Source organism: Kitasatospora sp. NPDC058218 (genome assembly GCF_042882445.1).
Taxonomy (GTDB): Bacteria; Actinomycetota; Actinomycetes; order Streptomycetales; family Streptomycetaceae; genus Kitasatospora.
In genome coordinates this window covers 1-3,011 of record NZ_JBHVWC010000042.1, presented here as the reverse complement: position 1 = coordinate 3,011, position 3,011 = coordinate 1, and the positions used below count along the sequence as shown (strand labels likewise).

At 74.9% G+C, this 3,011-nt stretch carries 3 protein-coding genes and 1 pseudogene; 3 read left to right on the top strand and 1 reads right to left on the bottom strand.

Annotated elements, in window-relative coordinates; translation table 11 throughout:
* The first annotated feature begins 135 nt into the window (after positions 1–135).
* The 3 genes from ACFVYI_RS25340 to ACFVYI_RS25330 all read left to right on the top strand — a co-directional run bounded on the left by ACFVYI_RS25340 (position 136) and on the right by ACFVYI_RS25330 (position 2,907).
* A complete protein-coding gene (locus tag ACFVYI_RS25340; protein WP_387889425.1) occupies positions 136–441 on the top strand; it encodes a hypothetical protein in 306 nt (101 codons plus the stop codon).
* Between the two features lie 184 nt (positions 442–625).
* Complete coding sequence (locus ACFVYI_RS25335) at positions 626–1,882, top strand: SPFH domain-containing protein (RefSeq protein ID WP_387889423.1); 1,257 nt, start codon at positions 626–628, stop codon at positions 1,880–1,882.
* Positions 1,879–2,907, top strand: coding sequence for a C40 family peptidase (locus ACFVYI_RS25330; RefSeq protein ID WP_387889420.1), 1,029 nt, complete (start codon positions 1,879–1,881; stop codon positions 2,905–2,907). Before ACFVYI_RS25335 ends, ACFVYI_RS25330 begins: the two co-directional genes overlap by 4 nt.
* 10 nt (positions 2,908–2,917) lie before the next feature.
* Here ACFVYI_RS25330 and ACFVYI_RS25325 read toward each other — a convergent pair.
* Positions 2,918–3,011 (bottom strand): annotated as a pseudogene (locus ACFVYI_RS25325) (aldo/keto reductase); the annotation flags it as partial.

Here is a 3,011-nt window from a genome sequence, read left to right as displayed (position 1 = left end):
GTGCCCTCGGCCACCCCGAGCCCGACTGTCAGCCCTGGGGTGGTCGTCAGCCCGAGCCCGAGCCCCAGTGCGGGGGCGTCGGTCACCGGCGCGACCGTCACGTCCACGCCATCCACGCTGTCCAACCCGTCCACCGTGCCCATTCCGACCGTCCCACCCACCACAGGTGCCCCCACAGCCACTGCGACCGCCGGGGCGGCGCCGGCGGTGGTCGCCGGTCAGGTCTCGGCCGAGACCTCCCGGGCGCTGGCCGCGCCCCCGGCCGGGTCGTCCGTCGAGCCCTCCAGCGGGGGCGAGGCGACGCAGGCGCAGCCGGCTTCCGACCACTCCCGGTCCGAGGGTTGGCGCGGCGGGCTCGCCGGTCTTCTGCTGCTGCTCACCGGGATCGGCCTGATCACCCGTCGGGTCTTCGCTCGCGGTCCCGGCGCCCGGCGGCGCTGAACCAATCCGACCATCCGCTCATGTGCCTGCGCGTCAGGTCAGCTTCAGATGATTCGTCAGCAAATGTCGACACGCTCTATCGCAAATGTCGCATTTGATGACGTATGAACTTAGCCTGACTCTGGCACTGCCCGTCAGATCCGGGCCGCCCGTTGCGCGACACACTGAACCCGAGGATCCGTGCATGGACGTCACCCGCGATTTTTCGCAGCGACCCGACAATCTTCCCAAGGCGTTGCCCCCGGCCCTGCCGGAACGTTCCGCCTCCGGCTCCAGCCCGCTGGTGAAGGCGGCCAAGACCGGCAAGCCGGTCGACAGCGGCCCGGCGACCGCGCAGCTGGCGACGGTCCCCGGCCCGGCGGGCACGCCGGTCGACCTGCGCGACCCGCTGGAGACGGCGGCCCCGGAGGCGGTGGAGCTTCCGGAGGCCACCCCGGCCGGCGCGATCACCGCGACCACCTCCCGCCGGCCCCCGCGCGCCGACCAGGCGCTGCGCGAGCACGGCGCCACCGCGCTGCCCGGCTGGATCGCCCTGCTGGCGCTGCTGCTCGGCGTGGCCGCCGTCCTGCTGGTCCTGCTGAGCGACGGCGTCATCCCGCACTGGGACGCGCTGCCCGACCTGCGCACCGCCGCAGCCAGGGCCGGTGGCGGGGCGGTGGTGGAGGCGAGGACCGTCGCCGCGGTCACCGCGGCGGGGCTGCTGATCGTCCTCTCGCTGGCCGGGCTGCTGGCCAACGCGGGCGGCGAGACCCGGGTGCTCAGTCGCTGGGGCCGCTACCGCGGGACCGTCCGGCGCACCGGTCTGGTCTGGGTCAACCCGCTGCTGCGCCGACGCCGGGTGGATGTCCGGCTGCGGCACTGGCGCAGCGAGCCGGTCAAGGTGGTCGACCGGACCGGCACGCCGATCGTCGTCCGGCTGCTGATCGTCTGGCGGGTCAAGGACACCGCCCGGGCGCTGCTGTCGATCGAGGGCCACGAGGACTACCTGCGCGAGCAGGTGCAGGCGGTGCTGACCCGCACCGCGTCCATGCTGCCGTGCGACAGCAACGCGGCGCCCGGTCCCGCGCTGCGCGACGGCCAGTGGTTCGCCGACGAGCTGACCCGGTCGCTGGCCGCCGAGGTCGCCCCGGCCGGCCTGGAGGTCTACTCGGTGCAGCCGCTGGCGCTGGACTACGCGCCCGAGGTCGCCGAGTCGATGCGCCGCCGCCGGCTGGCGGACCTGGACGCGGGCCTGCGCACGGTGCTGGTCGACGACGCGGTGGAGGCGGCGGCGCTCGCCGTTCGCCGGCTGGAGCGCGCGACCGCGCACGAGCTGGACGAGGCCGCCCGCAGCGCGCTGATGGAGCAGCTGCTGGTCGCCTTCGTCGCCCCGGCCGGAGTGGCCGCCTCGGTACCGTCCCCGGCCGCCCGGGCCGGGCGGAAGGAAGGACGACCGGCATGAGGATAGCCACCGGCCCGGAGGCCGATGTCGAGGCCGATGTCGAGGCGGAGTTCGCCGGCTTCGACGCCGACGCCGCACTGATCGATTTCGAGGAGAGCCTCGGCAGCGGCTCCACCGTGGCGGGCTGCGGCTGCCCGCACTGCGCGGCCCGGCCGCGAACCGCCCGCCCGGCGGCCGGGGCGTCCGGCGGCGGGCGAATACACCGGGCCGTGCGAAGTACCTGCCTGGCCACCACGGTGCTGGCGGGAGCCGGCGTGGTCGGTCTGACGACCGGTGCCGGATCCGCGCACGCCGCGCCCGGCACACCGGGCTGGGACGGCTCGAAGTACTGGTTCAAGGGCGCGAACGGCGGATGGCGCTGGACCACCCACCGCGACGTCTACACCGCCCGCACCGGCAAGTCCGGCGGCTCCGCCGGCAAGGCGGTCGTCTCCAACGGCTCGGCCACGCCCCCGACACCGTCCGCGTCCGCGTCAGCGCCGTCCTCGGGGATGCGGCAGGGCTGGGACGGTTCCACGTACTGGTTCAAGAACGGCAGCGGCGAGTGGCGGTACACCAGCCACTACGACATCTACCTCAGCCGCACCGGCCGGTCCGGCGGGTCGGCCCCCGCGCCCGCGCAGCCCGCCACCCGGCCGGCCTCCGACAGCGCGCCGGCCTCCCGCAGCACCGGGGCGGCGATCGACTACGCGCTCGCCCAGCTCGGCAAGCCGTACGTCTGGGGCGGCAACGGCCCGTCCGGCTACGACTGCTCGGGGCTGGTCCAGCAGGCCTACCGGCGCAGCGGGATCAGCCTGCCGCGGGTGGCGGACGACCAGTACGCGGCCACCACCCCGATCACCGCAGGGCAGCTGCGCCGCGGTGACCTGCTGTTCTGGTCGGACAGCGGCCGGGCCTCCGGCATCCACCACGTGGGGATCTACCTCGGCGGCGGCACCTTCGTCGAGGCCCCCCGACCGGGGAAGACGGTGCGGGTCTCCACTCTCAGCAGTGGCTTCTACCCCACCCATTTCGGGCGCCCGTAACGGTGCGTCCGACGCGGCGGGCGCTGGCGATCGGGGCGGCGACCGTCGGGCGGGTGCCCAGCCAGGCCAGGGCGACGGTGGCGAGCTCGGCACCGTGCTCGGCG

Bases quoted from the DNA above. Each gene is read 5' to 3' on its own strand.
- ACFVYI_RS25335 (WP_387889423.1), top strand. From the start codon at position 626: ATGGACGTCACCCGCGATTTTTCGCAGCGACCCGACAATCTTCCCAAG.
- ACFVYI_RS25330 (WP_387889420.1), top strand. From the start codon at position 1,879: ATGAGGATAGCCACCGGCCCGGAGGCCGATGTCGAGGCCGATGTCGAG.